This is a genomic window from Aeromonas sp. S19(2024), assembly GCF_041402625.1.
Lineage (GTDB): Bacteria > Pseudomonadota > Gammaproteobacteria > Enterobacterales > Aeromonadaceae > Aeromonas > Aeromonas caviae.
The window spans coordinates 1-937 of sequence record NZ_JBGLQU010000033.1; the positions used below are offsets into that span (position 1 = coordinate 1).

Here is a 937-nt window from a genome sequence, read left to right on the forward strand (position 1 = left end):
GCGCGGCCCAGACCCTCACCGGGGATCTGGCCATCACCGCCGGGGCCGACCCTCTGGTCAACATCGCATTCGATGCCAGCCAGCCCGGCCTGCAGGGGCTCACCAGCGGCGGCCTGCCCGTGGTCATCACCATCAGCGGCAACAGCATCAGCGGCGCCGTCAACGGCCAGAACGTCTTCACGTTGACGCTGGATCAGAACGGTCACTACGTCTTCACCCTGAACCAGCCGCTGGATCAGGGGAGTGCAGACAGTCTGCTCAAGGCGGGCTTTACCCTGACCGACAGTGACGGAGATACAGTCTCCTCCACCCTGAGCGTGGCCATCGGCGACGGGGCCAATCCGGTCATCAGCGCCGTGACCGGCACCGAGATGACGGAGGCGAACCAGGGGGCGAAGGATGTGGTGAGCCACATGAGCTTCACCGTGAGCCACGGGGCTGATGCACTCGATACGAGCAGCCTCAAATTCGATATCGCCGCCATTCAGCAGAGCCTGGATGGCAAGTACAGCAGCCACGGCAGCCCGGTGACTTTCACCCTGGATGCCAACGGCGAGCTGGTGGGGACCAGCGCGGATGGCCGCGAGGTGCTGCGGGCCGAGCTGAGCCTCGTTGAGAACAACGGCAACTGGAGCGTCACCGCCAAGGTGACCCTGGGGGCCGAGCTGGATCACCAGGGAAGCGAATCCCTCGACCTGCCGCTCACCGTCACCCTGACCGACAAGGATGGGGACAGGGTCTCCACCGACTTGCCGCTCACCATCAAGGACGGCCATGCGCCGCACTTCGTAGGGGGCAGCGGAGTGAGCCTGGATGAGCGTGGGCTCGACGGCAGCAATACTCTGACCGGCACCGGCCACTTCCAGGTCAATGCGGGCTCGGATCGGGTGAGCGAGGTGTCGTTTGCCGACATCAGCGAGCAGCCGGCCCTGACCGC

General features: G+C 65.4%; 1 protein-coding gene. It reads left to right on the forward strand.

The genetic code is table 11. The annotated features are described in order from the left end of the window. Positions 1-937, forward strand: a 937-nt coding sequence (locus ACB037_RS21275; RefSeq protein WP_371175902.1) for a DUF5801 repeats-in-toxin domain-containing protein, incomplete at both ends; no start/stop codon positions are given.